19 protein-coding genes are annotated in these 20,800 nt (G+C 57.5%); 7 read left to right on the forward strand and 12 right to left on the reverse strand.

Annotated features, from left to right (window positions below):
- Window positions 1–46 precede the first annotated feature (46 nt).
- The 3 genes from R3F64_RS08335 to R3F64_RS08345 are packed head-to-tail and all read right to left on the reverse strand — an operon-like array spanning window position 47 to window position 3,083.
- Window positions 47–1,093, reverse strand: a complete 1,047-nt coding sequence (locus tag R3F64_RS08335) for a FecCD family ABC transporter permease (RefSeq protein ID WP_332610906.1) — start codon at window positions 1,091–1,093, stop codon at window positions 47–49.
- Window positions 1,093–2,094 carry a FecCD family ABC transporter permease gene (locus R3F64_RS08340; RefSeq protein ID WP_332610838.1) on the reverse strand — a complete coding sequence of 334 codons (1,002 nt, stop codon included), beginning with the start codon at window positions 2,092–2,094 and terminating at the stop codon, window positions 1,093–1,095. The genes R3F64_RS08335 and R3F64_RS08340 overlap by 1 nt, the downstream gene beginning before the upstream one ends.
- Entirely contained in the window at window positions 2,088–3,083 is a 996-nt protein-coding gene (locus R3F64_RS08345) for an ABC transporter substrate-binding protein (RefSeq protein ID WP_332610840.1), read from the reverse strand. The genes R3F64_RS08340 and R3F64_RS08345 overlap by 7 nt, the downstream gene beginning before the upstream one ends.
- A gap of 192 nt (window positions 3,084–3,275) precedes the next feature.
- Between R3F64_RS08345 and R3F64_RS08350 the strand changes: the two genes are divergently transcribed.
- Complete coding sequence (locus R3F64_RS08350) at window positions 3,276–4,142, forward strand: putative RNA methyltransferase (protein ID WP_332610908.1); 867 nt, start codon at window positions 3,276–3,278, stop codon at window positions 4,140–4,142.
- A 94-nt stretch (window positions 4,143–4,236) separates the two neighbouring features.
- On the opposite strand, the gene R3F64_RS08355 is transcribed toward R3F64_RS08350, so the two are convergent.
- Window positions 4,237–4,443: a cold-shock protein gene (locus tag R3F64_RS08355; protein ID WP_027336479.1), complete on the reverse strand. Its 207-nt coding sequence runs from the start codon at window positions 4,441–4,443 to the stop codon at window positions 4,237–4,239.
- A gap of 221 nt (window positions 4,444–4,664) precedes the next feature.
- Window positions 4,665–4,880, reverse strand: coding sequence for a TIGR02450 family Trp-rich protein (locus R3F64_RS08360; protein WP_092826803.1), 216 nt, complete (start codon window positions 4,878–4,880; stop codon window positions 4,665–4,667).
- 118 nt (window positions 4,881–4,998) lie between these two features.
- Here R3F64_RS08360 and R3F64_RS08365 point away from each other — a divergent pair, with 118 nt between their 5' ends.
- Window positions 4,999–6,264 (forward strand): dicarboxylate/amino acid:cation symporter, encoded by a 1,266-nt coding sequence (locus R3F64_RS08365; protein ID WP_332610845.1) that lies wholly within the window; start codon window positions 4,999–5,001, stop codon window positions 6,262–6,264.
- Window positions 6,265–6,295: 31 nt separating this feature from the next.
- A complete protein-coding gene (locus R3F64_RS08370; protein ID WP_085918249.1) occupies window positions 6,296–6,778 on the forward strand; it encodes a nucleoside deaminase in 483 nt (160 codons plus the stop codon).
- A 56-nt stretch (window positions 6,779–6,834) separates the two neighbouring features.
- Here the strand turns inward: R3F64_RS08370 and R3F64_RS08375 are convergent, their stop codons facing one another.
- Window positions 6,835–7,008 (reverse strand): YqaE/Pmp3 family membrane protein, encoded by a 174-nt coding sequence (locus R3F64_RS08375; protein WP_009722289.1) that lies wholly within the window; start codon window positions 7,006–7,008, stop codon window positions 6,835–6,837.
- A 296-nt stretch (window positions 7,009–7,304) separates the two neighbouring features.
- On the opposite strand from R3F64_RS08375, the gene R3F64_RS08380 reads away from it, so the two are divergent.
- Entirely contained in the window at window positions 7,305–9,263 is a 1,959-nt protein-coding gene (locus R3F64_RS08380; RefSeq protein WP_332610848.1) for a TonB-dependent receptor family protein, read from the forward strand.
- Between the two features lie 77 nt (window positions 9,264–9,340).
- Here the strand turns inward: R3F64_RS08380 and R3F64_RS08385 are convergent, their stop codons facing one another.
- The 3 genes from R3F64_RS08385 to R3F64_RS08395 all read right to left on the reverse strand — a co-directional run bounded on the left by R3F64_RS08385 (window position 9,341) and on the right by R3F64_RS08395 (window position 13,678).
- A complete protein-coding gene (locus tag R3F64_RS08385; RefSeq protein WP_332610850.1) occupies window positions 9,341–11,863 on the reverse strand; it encodes a membrane-bound PQQ-dependent dehydrogenase, glucose/quinate/shikimate family in 2,523 nt (840 codons plus the stop codon).
- Between the two features lie 221 nt (window positions 11,864–12,084).
- The gene (locus R3F64_RS08390) at window positions 12,085–13,086 is read right to left on the reverse strand and encodes an NADP-dependent oxidoreductase (RefSeq protein WP_085918246.1); all 1,002 of its coding nucleotides are present in this window, start codon (window positions 13,084–13,086) and stop codon (window positions 12,085–12,087) included.
- Window positions 13,087–13,291: 205 nt separating this feature from the next.
- Entirely contained in the window at window positions 13,292–13,678 is a 387-nt protein-coding gene (locus R3F64_RS08395) for a septal ring lytic transglycosylase RlpA family protein (protein WP_085918245.1), read from the reverse strand.
- A 316-nt stretch (window positions 13,679–13,994) separates the two neighbouring features.
- Here R3F64_RS08395 and R3F64_RS08400 point away from each other — a divergent pair, with 316 nt between their 5' ends.
- Window positions 13,995–15,110: a hypothetical protein gene (locus R3F64_RS08400; RefSeq protein WP_332610853.1), complete on the forward strand. Its 1,116-nt coding sequence runs from the start codon at window positions 13,995–13,997 to the stop codon at window positions 15,108–15,110.
- A 100-nt stretch (window positions 15,111–15,210) separates the two neighbouring features.
- Here R3F64_RS08400 and R3F64_RS08405 read toward each other — a convergent pair whose 3' ends face one another.
- Window positions 15,211–16,089, reverse strand: coding sequence for a DMT family transporter (locus tag R3F64_RS08405; RefSeq protein WP_264823538.1), 879 nt, complete (start codon window positions 16,087–16,089; stop codon window positions 15,211–15,213).
- Window positions 16,090–16,193: 104 nt separating this feature from the next.
- On the opposite strand from R3F64_RS08405, the gene R3F64_RS08410 reads away from it, so the two are divergent.
- Together R3F64_RS08410 and R3F64_RS08415 are read left to right on the forward strand one after the other, a co-directional pair.
- Window positions 16,194–17,072, forward strand: coding sequence for a LysR substrate-binding domain-containing protein (locus R3F64_RS08410; RefSeq protein ID WP_085918242.1), 879 nt, complete (start codon window positions 16,194–16,196; stop codon window positions 17,070–17,072).
- 105 nt (window positions 17,073–17,177) lie between these two features.
- Window positions 17,178–17,735 (forward strand): cytochrome b, encoded by a 558-nt coding sequence (locus tag R3F64_RS08415; RefSeq protein WP_085918241.1) that lies wholly within the window; start codon window positions 17,178–17,180, stop codon window positions 17,733–17,735.
- A gap of 10 nt (window positions 17,736–17,745) precedes the next feature.
- On the opposite strand, the gene R3F64_RS08420 is transcribed toward R3F64_RS08415, so the two are convergent.
- Window positions 17,746–19,542, reverse strand: coding sequence for a sensor domain-containing diguanylate cyclase (locus R3F64_RS08420; RefSeq protein ID WP_332610859.1), 1,797 nt, complete (start codon window positions 19,540–19,542; stop codon window positions 17,746–17,748).
- 287 nt (window positions 19,543–19,829) lie between these two features.
- Window positions 19,830–20,699, reverse strand: a complete 870-nt coding sequence (locus R3F64_RS08425; protein ID WP_268902026.1) for a LysR family transcriptional regulator ArgP — start codon at window positions 20,697–20,699, stop codon at window positions 19,830–19,832.
- Between the last annotated feature and the right edge of the window lie 101 nt (window positions 20,700–20,800).

The raw sequence follows: 20,800 nt of genomic DNA on the forward strand, positions 1-20,800 counted from the left end.
TGGCGGCACCCCATGGGTGCCGTTTTTTTATTCACGAATGGTTTTCTTAATAACGGCGTTGGCGAGTTCTATACAGCAAGTAAACGAAAAAGGGCGCACCAATACCGGAAACGAAAATGCCTGCTGGCAGGTCACGGGGTAAAAAGGCCACCCGTCCTAGCAGGTCGGCGTTGAGCACGATCAATGCCCCGATCAAGCCGGATGCCGGTACCAACCTGACAAAGTGACGGCCCACCAACTTGGCGGCTATATGTGGGGCCATCAAGCCAACAAAGCTCAAGCCACCCGCAAAGGCAACGGCAGCCCCTGCCAGCGCCACGCTGCAGGCCATCAGTACCAGGCGGCTTCTGAGCAGGTTTATCCCGAGTCCTTGGGCGACTAAATCACCCAGCGCCATGGTATCGAGCTGCCGTGCGTAGCCAAGGCATAGCGGAACCGCAACCAGCAACCAGGGCAGCATGCCCGCTACATCCGGCCACTGGGTGGCATAAAGGCTACCGGTGAGCCATACGTAGGCCACCATGGCGGCCGCGTCATCGCTGATCACGATCAACAGCGTCGTTGCCGCGCCCATGGCGGCGGAAAGCCCGATGCCCACCAGCACCATCCGCGAAGGGCTGACGCCGCCTTTCCAGGCCAGAAAAAATACCAGCAACGCGGCAAAAAACGCGCCGCTCAAGGCAGCGAGCGGGAGCCATTGGCTGCCTAGATAGGTGCTTAACAGGCTCAGAAACACGACCGCTGCCAGCGAGGCACCACTCGTTATGCTGATAACATCAGGCGAGGCGAGCGGGTTGCGCACAATGCCCTGAAGAATCGCGCCAGCAATCGCCAGGGCAGCACCCACCAAAACGGCGAGCACGATACGTGGCAAACGCAGCTCCCAGATAATAAACGTAATATCGCTTTTTTGTGGTGAAACGAGTGCATGCAGTACGTTTGCAAACGGTGTGGGAAAACTGCCCAGGCTTAGCGATACCCCCATATTGGCGATCAGAAGCAGCGAAAGCAGCCCGATGGTGGCCCAAAAACGCGTCGGCAACACGTCACTTGTCAGATTGTGTTGCTGTTTCAAAAGGGGAGAAGAGGTCATCATTGGGCCTGCTGTCGCCGCGCCAGATAGATAAAGAAGGGCGTGCCAATCAGCGCGGTCATCACGCCGACGGGAACCTCCTGAGGTGGCATCAAAACCCGCGATGCGATATCGGCCAACAGCAGCAGACTCGCCCCCAGTAGTGCGCAGGCTGGCAGTAGCCAACGGTGGTCGACGCCAAACAGGCCGCGCGCCATGTGCGGCACGATCAACCCCACGAAGCCGATCATGCCTGCTAGCGCAACTGAACTCCCCGCCAGCAGAATCACTACCAGGCCAAGTAACAGCTTGATGGTACCTGCGCGCATCCCGAGCCCCGCGACCATGTCGTCTCCCAGCATGAGGGCGTTGGCGTGCCTTACCAGAAAACCACACAACAGCAGGGCAAGACCGAATAGCGGGAGCAGGGGCGCTACCAGTGAAAGCTCCCGACCCGCAACGGAACCGGCCAACCAATACAAGACACTTTCGAAGCTTTGCTGGTCGAGTATCAATAGCCCTTGGCTGAACGACACAAACATGGCGGTGACGGCTACACCGGCAAGCAATACGCGTAGCGGGGGAAGTTCCCCCTGACGGCCGCGGCTGAGGGTGACCACCAATCCGGCAGCGACCAGCGCGCCTAATAATGCTGCCCAAACATAGCTCGCAGGCGTATGCAGCGGCAGTAACGAGACGGCGATGACGACAAAAAACATCGCCCCGGCGTTAATCCCCAGAATGCCGGGGGAGGCCAGTGGATTGCGTGTCAGGGTCTGCATCAGTGCCCCGGCAATGGCCAAGCTAGCCCCCACCAGGGCGGCAATCACCGCCCGGGGCAAGCGTTCGGTGCGTAGAACGATGTGGGCCACCTGGGTTGGGTCGTAGTCACTCAGAGAGGTCAACAAGGCGGCTGGCGGTATATCGGTAGGGCCCGACATGAGGCTGGCGATAAAGGCGGTCAGCATGAGTATGCCGCCCGTGCATAGCCCCGCGCCTTTGGCAGCTTGCCCGCTCAGCATTGAGCGGGCTCCATGTCGCCCGTTGGACGTTCCTGGCATGGGAGCGGCGATTGAGATGATGAAGGCGTGAGGTCGTAATGGGTATAGAGGTCATCCAGCATCGCATTGGCGGCCAGAATGCCGCCGCCCATGATCCAGTTCACCGTATCGACTTCAAAAACACGGTCGTTTTGTACCGCGTCCAGTCGCTGCCATAAGGGATGTGACCTCCAGTGGCGGTAGTTCTCCATGATGGCCGGGTCGTCGGGCTCCAGTATCACAAAAATGACGTCGGCGTTGATGACGGGAATGTTTTCCTCGCTGGTTAGCTTCATTCCCCAACCCTGGGCCGTGAGTGAGTCAGGCTGTTGAAACCCCAGCTCGCTTAAAATCGAGCCAGCAAAGCCCGACGAATAAAGGCGCAGGTGGTCACTCTTGAAACGTGCCACGGCGGCTTTTTGAGGCCAGGCTAAGCCCGAAAGACGCATTTCTTGGCGAAAATCCGCCACACGCTGATCCCATTCGTCGAGTAAGCGGCGGGCACGGTTTTCCCGGCCGGTCGCCTCAGCGATCAGTGAAAGGCTTGCTTTGAAATCGAACACCGGGCCAGCCACGGCCGTGGGTGCCGTTTTCTCGAGTATTGGAAGCACCCGCTCATGACGAAAACGGGTGGCGACGATAAGGTCCGGATCAAGCCAGGCAATCTTCTCCAGATTAGGCTGGGTTTCCAGGCCCACGTATTCGACATCGGAAAGAGCGTCGCGCAGGTAGCGGTACATGGGTTTTTCCAGCCAGGATTCAACAACGCCGACCGGTGTGACGCCGAGCGCCACGGCGCTGTCAGTGGCGCCTTGGTAAAGCGTGACAATGCGTTGTGGCGCAGAAGGGCCAGTATCATCAACGGTTAGTTGGACGTCTTGAATACCCTGTGCGGCGCAGATATTAACGCTGAGCAATAGCATGCCTAGCAGCCATAGTGGCATGCAGTGGTTTGATCGATGGCGCGTCATTCCAGCTTCCTGATGGCCGCGGTTTTCAAGGAGTCCGAACGGAGAGAGCAAGCCATGGATGATGGCATGATGCAGAGTTTAATACAAATCGTTATCACTTGAGGGTTTCTGGTTCACGGTCCGCTATCTTTCTTTTAACGATGCGGTACCATGCTGCGCCTGGTTCGCTTTCTTTCTATAGGCATTATTGGCATGAACACTTCTCCTTTTCAGGCGCTGGCCTGCCCGTTAGACGGTAAGCCACTAACGCCATCGGATAGCGCATGGCGCTGCTCGGCGGGGCATAGCTTCGACATTGCCAAGCAAGGTCATGTGAACCTGCTGCCGGTTCAGCAAAAGCGCTCCAGCGATCCTGGCGATAGCAAGGCGATGGTGGCGGCGCGGCGTCGGTTTCTGGAGGCCGGTCACTATCAGCCGATTGCCGAGACGGTGAGTCGGGCAGTATCCGACCACGCAAAACAGAGGGTATCCCGCGATACGTTGTTCAGTTGCCTGGATGCCGGCTGCGGTGAGGGCTACTACCTTCGGGAGCTTGCCAAGGCGGCGACGAACCAGGCGTCGTTGGCGTTAATGGGGCTGGATATTTCCAAATGGGCCGTGCAGGCGGCGGCCAAGCAGGATAATAGACAGCAACCGCAAAGCCGCTGGGTGGTGGGCAGCAATGCCAACCTGCCGGTTCAGAGTGGGGCGCTCGATGGTGTGCTTTGCATGTTTGGTTTTCCGGTCGTTGACGAGTTCGCGCGGGTACTCAAACCAGGCGGCCTGCTGATACAGGTGGAGGCGGGGCCGGATCATCTGCGTGAATTACGCGATATTATCTACCCGACGTTAAAACCGGAACGGGCAAGTGATGATGAGCCGCCAGCGGGGTTTGCGTCACTGGGTTCAGAGACGGTGCGCTACACTCTTGCGCTTGACGATGCAGGAGCCATTTCCGATTTGCTGGTGATGACGCCGCATTTTTACCGTGCGACTACTGAAGGTCGTGAGAAAGCGGCGGCCCTAGGGGAGATAACCTTGACGGTTGACGTGCGCCTGGTGCGGTGGGAGCGTATTTAAAGGCAATTTTCATCGATGCCAAACGCAACAAGGCCCGCTTAAGCGGGCCTTGTGGTTCGAACCTTGGAAGGTTCGAGCAAACTGCTAACGGATGTTAGGAAGTTTGCTTGATGTTTGAAGCTTGTAGGCCTTTCTTGCCTTGGGTAACGTCAAAAGAGACGCTAGCGCCTTCTTGCAAAGATTTGAAGCCGTCGGCTTGAATCTCAGAGAAGTGAGCAAAAAGGTCGTCGCCGCCGTCAGAAGGAGCGATGAAACCGAAGCCTTTAGTGTCGTTAAACCATTTAACTGTGCCAGTTGCCATGATGTAGATCCTTTCGCGCAATTGCGCCTTAATTAAGTTCCTGGTATTACCCAGATTTAAGTAGCGGGTGAAACAAGGAATACAATGTCAGGCTGCCGAAATAGATCGTACACTTCTGAAACCATGCTGCTTGCTAACCACTGACTACACAGTGCCATGGATCGTTTGGGGTGTCAAAACCTTTCAGGTTTTATTTTTCTAAACCCCATGGCGCTCATCGGTTATTGCCAGCCCATTTTCCACACGCTGTCATCTTTCAAGTGCTGCCACGGCATGAGCGTTTCCCGGTGGGAATAGATAGCCTCGACGACAACGTCCACCACGTTCTCATCCTCATCCCGGATCAGTTGGGTAACCATGAAGTGCTTTTCTTTGTTGCGCGGGTGAACCGCCGTCCATTTGCTATGGTGCAGCTTGCTCGGATTGATCGTGTTCATTGGTGCTCCTTGTTACCGACGTATTCAGGGCAAATATCGCTATGCCACACTGATATAATAATGAGCGTGCTTATAATGTTAGCATTGCGAGCATATTCAATCCTGTAAAGGACACCCAATGAAACGCATGTGGAAAGCCTATTTTCAGGCGTCGTTGATTTTACGCGTCACCATCGCGCTGGTGCTGGGCGTTGTAGTCGGGCTTGTCGGTGGTGAAACAGTGGCTTCCTGGTTGGCGCCACTGGGCGATCTGCTCCTGCGGCTACTGACATTTCTGATTGTGCCCATTGTGCTGTTTACCCTGATGGTGGGCGTTAACCAATCCCGGGAGGGCAGCGCGGGCCGCATCGGTGGCAAGGTGCTCGGCTATTATCTGGCGTCTTCGGCACTGGCGATTATGGTGGGGTTAACCGTCGCGACGCTGTTCAGCCCAGGCAGCGGCATGACGCTGGATGACGATGCCAGTTTCTCGGTGCCGGACAATCCGGGCGTTGTCGATACGCTGCTCAATATCGTGCCGAACAATATTATTGGTGCCTTTTCCGAGCTCAATATGCTGGGGATTATTTTTACTGCCCTGGTATTCGGCATTGCACTGCTGAAAATGCGCCAGTCAGCGCGCCAGCAAGCCATGGGCGAGCGGCTTTATGGAGTCATTGAATCGCTGAACGAGGTCACGCTGAAAGTGATGGCGGGCGTATTGCATTACGTCCCCATCGGTGTATTTGCGATTGTCGCCGAAACGGTGAGCCGCCAAGGCCTGGAGACGCTGCTGTCATTGGGCGATATGGTCGTTGTGCTGTACATCGCGCTGGCGGCGCATCTGTTGATTTACTGCGGCATCATGCGGCTGTTCGGGGTAAAGCTGCGTAGTTTCTTCCGCGAAGCGCGCACACCGATGCTCACAGCGTTTGCCACCCAAAGTAGTTCCGGTACCTTGCCCATCACGGTCAATGCCGCCAGTCGCTTGGGAATCCCCAAAAGTATTTATGGTTTCAGCCTGCCATTGGGGGCTACCTTGAATATGGATGGCGCGGCGATTCGTATCGCCATCTCGGCGGTCTTTGCCGCCAATGTGATCGGCGCGCCGCTGGACTTTGTCAGCATGGTGCAGATTGTGCTGATAGGCACTTTGGTGTCGATTGGCACGGCCGGGGTGCCGGGGGCTGGCATCATCATGATTGCCACCGTCTTCGCTCAGGTTGGCCTGCCGATTGAAACCGTTGCGCTTTTGACCGCTATCGATGCGTTGGTCGGCATGGGGTGTACGGCGCTCAACGTCACGGGCGATCTGGTGGGCACCTCTGTTATTGCGCGTAGCGAGGGCGAGTCGTTAAGTGAAGAACCCGCCGACGAAGCGACCGTAGCGGCGGCAAAGGGATAGATTGGAAAACCACGCTATATGAGGAGAGCCCATGTTGGACGAGCGAGAGCAGCGCTACCTGGCACGCGCCGTGGCGCTTGCCGAAGAGGCCCTGAAAGCGGGGGATGAGCCCTTTGGCAGTGTGCTGGTCGGAGGCGATGGCGAGGTGCTGGCTGAAGATCGCAACCGGATTGCCGGCGGCGATGCTACCCAGCACCCTGAGTTTGCGCTGGCACGTTGGGCGGCCCAGCACATGACGCCAGAAGCGCGAGCACAGGCCACGGTGTTTACCTCCGGCGAGCATTGCCCGATGTGCGCGGCCGCTCACGGCTGGGTTGGACTCGGGCGTATCGTCTACGCCAGCTCTTCGGCGCAGTTGGGTGCTTGGTTAGCCGAGCTAGGCGTGGCACCGCCACCGGTGGCAACCCTGCCTATTCAACAGGTGGTGCCAGGCCTTCCAGTGGAAGGGCCGGTCGATGGGTGGGATGAAAAAGTACACGCCTTGCATCTGCGGCGACATGACACTGTTCGCTAGGCATAAAAAAACCGCCTGAGCGCATGCTCAGGCGGTTTTGAGTTACCTGGGAAAAGCTAGTGCTTCAATATCACATAAAACGCATGGATGATGCCGGGCACGAAACCAAACAGCGTTAAAATGATGTTAAGCCAGAAATGTCCTTTAAATCCCACCTCAAAGAATACGCCGAGGGGCGGTAAAATGACGGCAAATATCATCTTGATCGGGTCAGTCGCGGTAAACGCCATGAAGCCTCCTTTGCTTTCAAGGTAATAGCTCTATCAAGCACTTTTACACAAGTGCGGTTACGGAAATGTAACGAGAGCTTTTTCAACTGTAGACATCACCAGCATTTCTAGCGAGTCCAACGGCCGGTTATGACGCGTGCCATCAGAAATCGTTCCATCCAGTCATGCAGCATTGTTATACACACTCTTTTGATGTCCCGGGAGGGATCCCTGTGAAAAGACTCACCACCACCTCGGTTTGCTTGGCCAGCTGCTTGCTAACCCCTTCAGTCTGGGCACAGCCCAATGACACAGAAATGGCAACGATTGAGGTCACTGCGCCACGGTTGGCCCGCGAGCTTTATGCAACCCCCGCGGCCGTCTCAACGCTTGAATCGGACGCCATTGCCCGAGGCCAGCAACGCGTTCGGCTGGATGAGTCGCTGGTGCGGGTGCCCGGTGTATTCCTGCAAAACCGCGATAATTTCGCCCAGGGTCAACGTATCTCGATTCGTGGCTTTGGCGCCCGCGCGCCGTTTGGCGTGCGCGGCATCACGGTCATGGTCGATGGTATCCCTTATACGCTGCCGGACGGCCAGGCCCAGCTCGATGCGATTGACCTGGACAGCGCCGAGCGCATCGAAGTGATTCGCGGCCCGTCGTCGGTGCTCTATGGCAACGCGGCAGGTGGGGTAATCGATGTGACCACCGCCGACGGCCGCTATAACCCCGGTACGAGTGTGCGCGCCGAGGCAGGCAGCGATGGCTACCGTAAAACGTCCCTGCAAACCGGGGGGAGCCAAGGCGATTGGTCGCACCACGTTAGCGTCTCGGCGCTCAATGTTGATGGCTATCGCGAGCAAAGCTCGACGGAAAAGTACCTGTTGAATGCCAAGCTTCGTCGGGAGCTGGGCAGTGAGCGGGCGTTAACCGCCATCGTCAATTTATTGGATAACCCGCGTTCAGAGGATCCCGGTGCGTTGAACGCAGACGAAGTGGCGCAAGGTCGTGATCAGGCCGCGCCGAATTCGCTGGCCTTGGATGCAGGGCAAAACGTGGATCAGCAACTGCTGGGACTACAGTACGAGGACCTGGCCGCTGGCCCTGGCGAGTTATACCTTAAAGGGTTTATCTCCCAGCGGGATTTTGAGCAGCAGCTGCCGTACGTCGGCGATAGCCGCATCGGCTATCAGCGGGATTACCTGGGGGCGAGCGCCGAGTACCACCACGAGGTGACCTTGGGGAATCTGCCGCTGAGTTATATCGCAGGCGTCGAGGTAGCCCGGCAGGATGACGAGCGCTTCCGCAACGACGTGAATCCCCAGGGCGTCGTCGGTGAGCAGTTGGCCGAAGAAACCCAGACGGCCACCTCGACCGGCGTTTTCGCTCAGGGCGACCTGGCGCTGACCGAGCAACTGACCCTTTCCCTCGGCGCGCGCTTTGACCGCGTTGAATTAGAGGTAGACGATCGTTATCAGGACGACGGTGACCAGAGCGGCGACCGCCGCTTTGATGAGTGGAGTGGCTCGGCGGGGCTAAGCTATCGCTACCGCCCCCAGCATCAGGTTTACGTGAATACCGGCACCGCCTTTGAAACACCAACGTTTTCGGAGTTTGCCAACCCGGCGGGCGGCGGCTTTAATCCATCGGTGTCGCCACAAAAAGCCTGGAATCGGGAAGTAGGCGCTCGTGGCTATGTGGGGCCGTTGGCGCTGGATTATGACCTGACGCTGTTTTCGGTGCGCGTACGCGATGAGATATTGCCTAAAGAAGAGGAAGGCGGCCGAACTTTCTACCAAAACGCCGGTGACACAGACCGTGAGGGCATCGAACTGGCGCTGGGCTGGCAGTTTGCCGACCAATGGCGACTGGATAGCGCCTTGACGCTGGCGCGCTACGAGTTTGATCGCTTCTCTACCCCCACAGAGCGCTTTGGGGGCAATCGTATCCCCGGTTTGCCGGAGCAGACCTGGGTCAACCAGCTAACCTGGGAAAGTCGTGATGATCGCTTTGCCACGCTGGAAACCCAGTACATAGGCGACATGGTGGCCGATAACGCCAACGAGGTAGAGGTGGATGACTACTGGCTGTTGAACCTGCGCGCGGGCAACGGCTGGCGCCTGGGGGACGATACCCGGCTCAACGCTTATGTTGGCGTACGCAACCTGCTTGACGAAGACCACTACGCCAACGTGCGTTTAAACGCGGGGTTCGGCCGCTATTACGAGCCCGCGCCGGGGCGCAGTGTTTACGGCGGGGTAGAAGTCAGCTTTTAAAGCGTCAGCCATTGAGGCAAAAAACGGGCGGTCCTCGGTCATCGAGGCCGCCCGTTTTCGTTGGTGGATGCGCGATATTACTCTGGTAGCGCGTAGCCAATCACGTAGTCACCCATTTGGGTACCAAAGGTGCCGTGGCCACCGGCCGTTACCACCACGTACTGGCGGCCGTCTTCCCCGGTGTAGGTCATGGGGGTTGCCTGGCCACCTGCCGGTAGACGAGCCTTGAACAGCTCTTCACCCGTGGTGATATCGTAACCGCGCAGGTACTGATCCAGCGTGCCGCTCAGGAACGACACCCCGCCACCGGTGGTCAGCGGGCCGCCAAGGGCTGGCACGCCTACCTCAAAGCCAATCGGCAGGTCGAAGGGCATGCTGTCTCGAGTAGTGCCATTACGATGCTTCCAGGCTACCTCGGCTTCCTGCAGGTTGATACCCGCCACATCACCCCAGGAGGGCGCTTGGCAGGGCAGGCCGAGGACTGACAGTAGCGGCCCCAGCTTGACGGCGTAGGGCGCGCCGGCATTGACTTGCAGCCCCTGTTCGCTGGCCGAGCCCTGGCCGTCTTCGACCTCTTCACGGGGAACCAGCGTCGAGACAAAGGCCAGGTACTTGGCGCCGGTGAACAGCGCCTGGCGTTCGGGATCGACCGCGACACCACCCCAGTTCATCACACCGACGTTGCCCGGATAGACAATGCTGCCTTCAAGCGACGGCGGCGTGTACTGGCCTTCGTAGCGCAAGGCGTTGAACTGAATGCGACACATCATCTGGTCAAACGGTGTGGCACCCCACATGTCGCTTTCAGTGAGCGGCGGTGGCAGCAGGTTAAGGTCAGAACGCGGCTGCGTCTCGGCGGTCCAGTCACCTTCAACGGCGCCCAGTGGGGCCGGGACTTCCTCAATGGGCACAATCGGCTCGCCGGTTTCGCGGTTCAACACGTAAAGGCTGCCCTGCTTGGTCGGCTGAATGACGGCTGGCTGGGTGCCATCATCGGTGGCGAGATCAATCAGCACCGGCTGGGCGGGGGTGTCCATATCCCAGAGGTCGTGGTGGACAAACTGGTAGACCCATTCGACCTGACCTGATGCAAGGTCGAGGGCTACCAGCCCTGCGCTGTAGGTCTCGTCGTTGACGCTGCGATTGGCACCGTACTGGTCGGGCGTGGCATTGCCCATGGGCAGATAGACCATGCCCAGGTCTTCATCGACGCTGATCGGTGCCCAGACATTGGGCGAGTTGCGGGTGTAGGTTTCACCATCGCCCAGCGGCTCGGTATCGTGAGGGCTGCCGCTGTCCCAGTTCCAGACAAGCTCGCCGGTGTGCACATCAAAGGCGCGAATGACGCCGGAGGGCTGATCGGTGGAGCTGTTATCGGTGACGTGGCCGCCAAGGATAATCAGGTTCTCGGTTACCGTGGGGGGCGAAGTGGAATAGTAGCCGCCGGGATCAAAGTCGCCGATATTACGTGTCAGGTCGATTTCGCCGTCATCGCCAAACGCTGCGCAGCGCTCGCCGGTATCCGCATTTAGCGCAATCAGGCGGGCATCAGCGGTAGGCAGGTAGAGCCTGCGCGGGCACATCACGTCAGCGGCACTTGGCATACGGGGCGTGACGTCATCCCCGGCGTCGCTGCCTGGGTTCATGAAGAGTAGAAACGCCAGGTCAATATCAAAGGTATCGCGATCGAAGAGTTCAGGCGACTGGCGGGTGCCATCCGTCTTATTGGTGTTAGCCTCGCGGGTGTCGTCGCTATCGGCATAGCGACCGGCATCGTAATAGGCGAGGCCGCGGCAGGTCATATGCGCCCAGCCGGAGAAGTTCTCTGCGCCCATGGTGCTGATCTCCGGATCGAAGGACCAGTTGGTCTCGCCGGTTTCCGGGTCCAGCGACATCGCGCGGCTGTGCGAGGTGCAGATATACAGGCTGTCGTTGACCTTGAGCGGTGTGTTTTGGTTGGTGATTTCCGGCGGCGCGTTGGGGCCTGCCTCGTCGCCGGTCTGAATGCGCCAGACTTCTTCCAGTTCGCCGATGTTGTCCGGCGTGATCTGATCAAGGCTGGAGTAGTGCGTGCCCGCGTTGGTGCCGCCATAGGCGGGCCAGTCGTCACCGGCCACCTGAGCCGTGTTGACGGTCTCCTGGTGGTCGCTTCGCTGGGTATCGAGGGTGCCTTCAACGGTGGCCGGGTCGTCAAGCTGACTGGCCAGGGCGACACCAATCGAAGCGATGACGGCCAGGCCAAGCGCCACGCTGCCGCCCCGCGAGTCGAGGGATTTTCGCCACCACGGCAGCAGCAATACAATGCCGATCAAACAGGGGATGGCCACCCGGGGAACAAGCTGCCACCAGTCCAGGCCGACTTCCCACAGCGCCCATCCCAGGGTGGCGAATAAAACCAGCGCGTAGAGCCACAAAGCAGCTCCCTTGCGTAGGGCGAGCAATACCCCGCTGGTGATAATGGCAACGCCCGCTACCAGATAATACGCGCTGCCCCCCAGGCTAAGTAACTTCCCTCCGCCAATCGCCAGGGCGAGGCCCGCGATGATAAGCAGTAGGCCAAGTAAAACAGCGGGCCATTTTGCCCGCTTGCGGTCTTCCATGAAGTTCCCCTTTTATGAACTCTGGATCGCTTGGCGATCCTCTCGAACCATCATCAGGCGTCATATGCTTAACGCGCTAACTATTTTAAGAGTCAATACATCAATGGTCTAACGATTTTATGTGTTTCTCAATGATATGAAGGGTCACGTAAAAGAAAAAGCCGCGCTGGAAGACCAGGCGCGGCTTAAATACACAACAGTGAGTGGCGTTCAGTGCGGCATCAATTCAACTTGACCAGCATCTTGCCGGTATTGCCGCCATCAAACAGCGCCAGAAAAGCATCGGGGGTGTTTTCCAGCCCTTCTTTGACGGTTTCTTTATAGTCGAGCTTACCGGCGACGACCTGAGGAGCGACTTCCTTGAGGAAGTCCGGGTAATGTTGCCAATGATCCGCCACGATGAAGCCCTGCATTCTCGCTTTGCGTACCACAAGCTGGGCGAGATTGCTGGGGCCAGGGACCGGTGTTTTGGCGTTGTAGCTGTCAATCATGCCGCATACCGCAATCCGTGCGCCCTCGTTTAACTGGCTTAGAGCCGCTTCCAGGCAGGTGCCACCGACGTTTTCAAACACCACATCAATACCTTTGGGGCTTGCCAACTGGATGGCATCGCCAAGCTCTTGGGCGTTTCGGTCGCGGTAGCTTACGGGTTCGATATGCAGTGATTCCAGCCAGGCCAGTTTGTTGGCCGCGCCCGCGATACCTACCACATGGCAGCCTTTTGCTTTCGCCAACTGGACCGCCAGTGAACCGACGGCCCCGCTGGCGGCACTAACCAGGACGTTATCGCCAGGCTGGCAGTTGGCTATCCGGTTGAGTCCAGTCCAGGCGGTCATGCCCGGCATTCCCAGCACGCCCAGGTAGGCCTGTTCGGCCACCCCAAAATCCGGCAGCACTTGAACACCCTCAGAGGAAATCTGTGCAATATCGCGCCAGCCGCCCATATGGCCGACCAGGTCGCCTTCTTTAAGGCGCTCGTCGCGCGAGGCAATGACTTCGCCAACAGCGCCGCCTTCCATGGGCTTGCCCAGCTCAAACGGGGGGACATAGGTGTGCAGGCCGGTCATGCGGCCACGCATATAGGGATCTACTGAAAGCCAATGGTTGCGGATGCGGACGTCGCCGGGAGCGAGATCCGGGAGCGTTTGGGTTTCCAGTTGAAAAAGTTCGCGTTCGGGGCGGCCTTCCGGATAACGGCTTAGCGTAAAAAAGCGAGACTGCATGTTGCCTCCAGCGACGATGTTCTTCAAAGCGATGTTCTTAAAAGTGGTGTTCTTGAAACGATGTTTTGAATAACGTTCCGTGTTATCCAGAGACCGTTAGCGTGCTTGATAGTTTCGTCGCGAATCCTGGCAAAGGACGCACAAAAAAACAACGGGCGCTTGAGCGCCCGTTGATGCGAATGCAGTAGGTCGTGGTTAGGTGTTGCTAGTTCAGCAGCGTTACCATAACCGGCGCAACGCCGCGCTTCAGCATGCCCAGTTCACGCGCTGCGCTTTTGGACAGATCAATGATACGCCCTTGCACGTAAGGACCGCGGTCATTGATCAGGACTTCGACTTCTTGTCCGGTATCCGGGCGTTTTACCAGCACCTTGCTTCCAAAGGGAAGGCTTGGGTGCGCGGCGGTCAGTGCCTGTTGATCAAAGGCATCACCACTGGCAGTGGTTGCTCCTTGAAAGCGGTCGCTGTAGAAGGACGCAACGCCGCGCTGAGTATCGGCGGGTGTACCGTGTGCCAGAGCGCTATTCACTGCCGTGGTGAATACGGCTATGGCAAAGCAAAAATTCAATAACGTATGTTTGATAGCTCCCATGGGAGTACCTCAGTGTGTCATGTCGCGGGTTTCGCATCCATCGATGAGGTGCCAATTTGGCTACTCGATAGTAACGCTGGACCGTACCCTGGGCAAGCTTTTAGACGATCGGCGCTTATGGCCTCATATTGGTCTCTCTTGTCTGTGATATTTGGCGCCTTTTAATTCAGCGGCTTATCCAAGGCTGTTGTAAACATCGAGGCTGTAAAAAAAAGCGAAACCAGATGAGGCTGTCAACCCAATGGCGGCCATTATGCGTTTATAATGCCGTTTTCAACTCGACTATATCTATCTGCCACAAGATCAAGGATTGCTCATGGCTAAATCTTCTCCGCTTGGTTATCTGCTTGTCGCCGTTGGCGGCGGTGTTATCGGCTTTTTGGCGGCACAGGCCATTACGCTCAATATACCGTCCGAGCTAACACCTGATTCCCAAAACGGCCAGGACACTGCTGAATCGAGTCGTTTGGCAGGTCTTGAGCGCGCTACCCTGGGGGAGCGCATGAGAGGGGAGGTGACCTCTGAAAGTGAGCTCAACGGCAATGATGGCAGCCGTTTCGAGCGCTATGTCATCGCGCTGGATGAAGACGACTTGGTAGAGGTATCGCTTGCGGGAGCACTCCAAGGCGTGGTGGCGCTCTATGATGACCAGCTACAACTGTTGGATAGCGCCGAGGTATTGCGCCAGCGCATCGATCAAAGCGGTGACTACATGCTGGTGGTCAGTGGGGCTGACGCTCAAAGCTATGGACCTTTTACCCTTGAAAGCCGTCGTCTTGAACTCAGCGACACGGATACCCTGGCGTTGGATACGCCTCTAGATAGCTGGCTTCAGAGCGATGAGCGTGACTATACGTTCACGGTCGAAGAGGCGGGCATGTACGACATTGACATGCGCTCCGATGAATTCGACACCTATCTGGTGCTGGAAGGGCCCAATGGCTACTACCGCGAAGACGACGACAGCGCAGGTAACCTGAATGCGCGTATCGCCGATTTTCTTGCGCCCGGCGAATACCAGGTGACAGCGCGTTCAGCCTACGGTGACGGCGAAGGTGTCTTTACGCTGGCGCTGACGCCCCGTGAGTTGCCCAGCGACACCCAACTGCGTAATGCAGGTGAGTTGACGCCGGGTGAGTCACTCAATGGCTGGTACAGCGGTGAGTCGTTGACCTATGAGCTGACACTCGACGAGACATCCAGCGTCACGCTCGACATGCGTTCAAGTGATTTCGATACGTACCTTGAGCTTGAGGGCAACGGCGTTTCGTTAAGCGATGATGACGGCGCAGGCGGCACGGATTCGCGAATCACCGAACAACTGCTACCGGGTACCTACACGGTCACCGCCCGGGGCTATAGCCATACCGCCAGTGGTTTATTTGAGCTTGCTACTCGCGCCGAGCCAAGCGAGGGAGAGCCTCAGCTGTAAGCGGGATGTCGACAGTATTAATAGCTTAAAAGCCGCCCCTCCAGGCGGCTTTTAAGTTCAAGGCGTTAACCATGGCGCCTGGCAATCCAGATGCCTGACATTAACGGCCAGCTTTCAGACAGCCCACGACCACCAGGGCGCCTGCGACCGGCAGGCGCCAGTCCAGCGTGCTCATTCCCGCTAATACCAACAGCAGCGCCGCTAAAATGGGCACGCCATAGGCGAGGCTGCCGACCAGGCTGGTATGCCCCCAGCGCAACGCTTTATCCCATGCCACCATGGCGATGCCGTAAGGCCCAAGGCCCAGCGCCATGCCGGTCAGCACCGCTTCGCTGCTGGGTAATGCGATCTGCCCTTCTAGAATCGCACTCGCGCCCGCCGCTATAACACAGGCAATCAGCAATAAACGCGGCAGCAGCGGTGTTAGCGGTACCGGTGCCACCTGGCTAAGCCAGGAATAAAGTGCCCAGCAGCAGGCCGCTAAAAGCGCCAGCGCGTAACCGGTGAGTGCATTGTCGCCACCGCCGCCGGATGCCTGAGGGATCAGCAGCAGGGCGGCACCGGAAAAGGCGATCAGCGCACCGACCAGTCCGCCCATCCGCAGACGGCCAAACCGGCTCCACTGGCTGAGCAGCACGAACAGTACCGGCCAGGTATAGGTGATCAATGCCGCCTCAGCTGCGGGGGCCAGCCGCATGCCGATAAAATACGTGCTGACGGCGCCAATGATCAGCAACGGAATGCCCAGCCAAATGCTTAGCTGCCAAGCGTGGCCGCAGGTGGCGACGTTAACCCGTCGACTGAGCGGTAGCGTTGCTAATGCGCCTGCTAACAGCGTCAGTGCCGTGAGCTGGAGAGGCGGCGTGGCCCGGGCATAATCGGCCAGAAGGGGGGCGGCACTCCAAAGCATCACGGCCACCAGCGCCGCCCCAACACTGTAGCTACGTGGAAACACAACGAGTGGATTGACATGATGCATAGCGATCTCCTGACCTTGCCTTGAGGTGACCTGCACAGCATACTCATCGGCAACACATCACAATATCGATCTTTTTTGATCGTTTTTATCAAGGAATATGATGTATGAGGGCGCCAACGCTGGACCTGACGTTACTACGCACGCTCGTGGCAATCGCCGACACCGGCAGCGTGACGGCGGCTGCAAAACGCCTAGCCTATACCCAGTCGACCGTCAGCATGCAGCTTCAGCGTCTGGAAACCCAACTGGCGCTGACCCTTCACGAGCGCGAAGGGCGCAAACTCCGCTTTACCCCGGATGGGGAGCGGTTGCTTAACCACGCCCGCCGCCTGTTGATACTCAATGACGAGGCCTGGAGTGACATGCAGGCGCGTCAGGTGGGCGGCGAACTGACCCTGGGCATCCCGGAAGATTACGCCTCCCTATTGCCTTCCGTGTTCGCCTACTTTCACCAGTTATACCCAGGCGTGGGGCTTCAGGTCAGGTGTGGTACCAGTGGTGACCTGGTGGAACGCGTAAAACGTGCCGAGCTGGATCTGGCGCTGGTGACCCGGCAGCGTAACTCACCAGGCGGCGAGATCATTCGGCGCGAGCCTTTAATATGGGCGGTAGGCGTTAACCAGCAGCCATCGTTAACCGACCCGCTGCCGTTAGCGTTGTATTCACCCGGCGCGGATGTGTTTCGTGAGATAGCCGAACAGGCGCTGAAAAACGCCGGGCGTGACTGGCGCGTCGCCTATACCAGCCAATCCATGGCAGGGCTGGCACCGATCGTGACGGCCGGGTTGGCTGTGGTAGTGGTAACGCGGAGCATGCTGACGCCGCTTTTAAGGCCACTTGACGAAGCCAGTGGCCTGCCATCGCTACCGATGATCGAACTGGCACTCCACCGCGCACCGCATCGCCCGTCAGAACCCGCCCGCCGACTGGGCGAGCTGATCCGCGAGCAGTTGGCCGCACCGGTTGATGCCTGGGCACCATGACAGCAAGCGTTGACGGTGACCGTTGGCTTTAGCAGCGAAGTTGCCAAGAACTCGCTAAACTAAGCACACATAAGCGAATTCTGGGCGGTTGCAGAGGAGCACAGCATGCATGAGTTAGACCACTATATTTACCCTCACCGGGTGCTCCACTGGCTGGTGGCGGGGGCGGCACTACTCTCGCTGGCGAGCGGTTTGACGCTGGGTTTTTTGGGCTTTGAGCGGACGGTAGAGTTGATCGGCACGGGGGTTACCAACCTGCTGTATACCAGCCATAAAACGCTGGGCGTGACCATACTGCTGCTGATGACGCTACGCATCATCACCCGGATCGCGTTCGTGGTACCCGACCACGACCCACCCTTGAATGGCTTCGAGCGTGTCGTCAGTACCAGCGTGCATCATTTGCTCTATGCGGCCTTGGTCGTGATGCCGCTATTGGGTTGGGCGGCCACCGCCAGCGGGGGGTTCCCAGTCGAGTTCTTTCATTGGCACCTGCCAGGACTCATTGGCGAGCATCCGGCGCTTTCCGAGCGGCTCTTTACCTGGCATGGTTGGCTCGGCTGGGCCATTGTGGTGCTGGTAACCCTGCATGTATTGGGCGCGCTTTATCACTGGCGTATCAAGCGTGACAACGTTATGAAGCGTATGAGCCTGTTTGACTAAGCTATTCGTCTTACGGCTTTGCTGAGTAGTAACGTATATCGCTGTCGGCTCGGCTGGCTTTAACGTCGTACATTTTTCCATCGGCTTCGTAGATAAGTTTCTTCAGGCAATAGTGATCACCTTGGCTGACGCTCATGCCGATGCTGACGTCAATGCTGACCAGCTCACCACAAGGGAGCTTGATGGGCTTGCGTATGGCGGCATTGAGGCGTTGGCGAATATCGTTGAGGACGGTGGCATCGTCAATGCCCTCAATCAATAAAATGAATTCGTCTCCCCCGAAGCGTGCACAGTGGTCGTGCGTGCGGGCCAGGTGTTCGATACGCTTGGCGACTTGCTGAAGTACAAAATCGCCGGCTTCATGCCCATATTGATCGTTAACGGGCTTGAAACGGTCCAGGTCGAGCATGAATAGCGCCACTGGTTGCCCGATATGCTGACTGCGCTGGAGGGCCTTTTCGGCGCAGTCAGTGAGGCCTTTACGGTTCAGTAGCCCGGTCAGCATGTCGCGGGTGGCTAGGTACTCAAGCGCTTTTGTGCGATCGGCAACCTTTTGTTCCAGAACCGCTTCCTGGCGTTTCAGCGTCGTCAGCATGTCGTTCTGAGCGCGTTCTTTTTGTCGCTTCAGCTTGTTGAAGCGCGCGGCCAGCGCAAACGATAACAAGAGCATTTCCATCGCGGAGCCAATCTGAATGCCGTGCAAGGTAATAAAATTGGCCGGCAAAATGCCTAAATTGCGCAGTGCAAACACACAGGCGCCAACCAGAAACAATGACCAGGCCAAGACAAATATCCGCGCGCTGGGCACGCGTTGCGTGACGCAGTAAATACCGCATATCAGGATCGTCAGTGCGGCCATGAACCCGGTCACGTCCATCAGTCGCAGGGCTGGCTGAATAGGTAGCAGCATAGTTGCCACGAGGGCGAGCAAGCAGTAGACGCGGAAATAGCTCAACAGGCGATGCCAGCGGGGCGTGAATTTTTTCGTTTCAAGAAAGCTTTGGGCAAAAAACGTACCCATGGTAGAGGCAAAGATGAAGCCGATCGCGACCAACCGTGACGTGTTTTCGCCCAGGAAGCTCCAGAACATCAGGGTGCCGATGCCGTTGAAGGTTAAAATCGCGACGGTAAACCCCAGCGTAAATAGCGAGTAATATAAAAAGACGCGCTCTTTGAGACCAAAAAATAACAATAGGTTATAAAGGCCAAGGCCCAAAAGTATGCCGAAATAGGTCGCGAGCCAGAAATTGTGCCGATCATTCTGCTGGTAGAACGCCTGCTCAGAAAGAAGGTTGTAGTTCAGCATCTTGCTGCCCGCCGCGTTGACCCTGGCATATAGAGTGACCGTTTCGCCTGGCGCCAGATTGAGCGGAAATACAGCCTGGCGATGGGCAAGTTCTCGTTGCTCTATGGGAACGGCGCTGCCGCTTATTTTTTGTTCATTATAACGCTCATGCATTACATGCAGCATGACGCGATCCAGAAAGGGATATTCAAACTCAACGATCCAACGCTGGGAATGTTCCGTGGGGTTCTCGACCTGGGTGCGCAGCCACACCTCGTCGGGTGTATAGCCAAAATTCAAGTCGCTTTTGTGCTGAGCCTGGGTGAATGATGGGTTGCGTTCAAGCAGCTCCTTAAGCGTAAGAGACTCATTGCTCTGCCAGAACTGGGTGTGGTCGGTAAGTGAATAGCGAGACTGATCAGGAGAGGTGACCAGCGAAGCGACAGCTGGTTGCCAGCAGGTTATCCAGATCAGCAGCAGCAAGCCCACGCAAACCTTGCGGTGCAAAAAACATGAATACATAAGAGGTCGCTTTGGTTATGTTCTTCTGCTCCCCGCGCTGATGTCCCTTTAAGCTGTTACCGATGCCGGGGTATTGTCTTCGTTATCGCCAAACCTCTATGTATGGCGTCAGTACGATGCTGTACATACAAGTACAAAGGAAGCTTAAGATACTCTGGCCGTTACGTCGTTTTGATGACATGGATTGCGTCAACGATAATTCAGCCTTTCACCGTGGGACTGCCGAACTCGAATGGGCTAACGCCATTGTAGAACGGTTTTGTGGTGGCATAGGAAAAATGGATGATCTAGGTCAACGCAACTTGCGAAAGTCGGTCGGTGAGACGCTGCACCAGGTTGCCGCTATGCCGCCAGTAGTGCCAATGGAGTGGGACGCTAAGTGTTTGACCTGGCGCAATGCTGACCAGCTGGCCGCTTTCGATCAATGTATGGGTTTGTAGCTCGGGCATCATGCCGTAGCCAATGCCTGCCGCTGCCAAACGAATAAACCCCTCCGACGAAGGGCATAGGTGGTAGGGAAAGCGGCCATGGTAGCCGCACTGGGCGAGAAATTGGTGCTGCAACTGATCATGTGGGCCGAAGACGATGGCCGGGGCCTCTTGAAAAGCCTCATCGCTGGGTCCATCAGGGAAGTGCCGCGCCGCATAGGCGGGGGAGGCAAGCGGGTGGTAATGCATCTCGCCCAGCGCCAGGCTGCGTGCCCCGGCAATCGGCTGCGGTGTTGCGCAAAGGCAGGCCGCGACATCGCCATCGCGCAAGCGCTTCAGGCCGACGTCCTGGTCTTCGATAACAAGATCCAGCAAAAGCCCTTCGGTCTGACAGATGTCGGCAATCGCCTCGGCCCACCAGGTCACGACGCTATCCGCGTTAATCGCAATACGAAGGCGAGGAGCGGGATCATCCAGCGTGGGCAATGAGCCACGCAGGTCGCGTTCTAACAGCTGGACCTGTTGGTAATGCGTTAACAGCCGCTGGCCGGCGGGGGTCGGCGCCAGGTGGGGGTGGCGGATCAACACGGGCTGTCCTAAACGCACTTCCAAGGCTTTCAATCGTTGTGACACGGCCGACTGCGAGAGCCCCAGTACGTCCCCTGCGCGTTCAAAACCGCCACATTCCACCACGGTCGCCAGGGCATGGAGCAGTTTGTAATCGAGCATAGTGGTGTTCCCAGGGCTGAAGAAAATGACGTAAGGCAAACAAGCGGGATTATATTCAGCAATACGCGTTATAGGCCTGCAAATGGGATTGAATCCCATGA

Source organism: Halomonas sp. 5021, assembly GCF_036663435.1.
GTDB lineage: Bacteria > Pseudomonadota > Gammaproteobacteria > Pseudomonadales > Halomonadaceae > Vreelandella > Vreelandella janggokensis.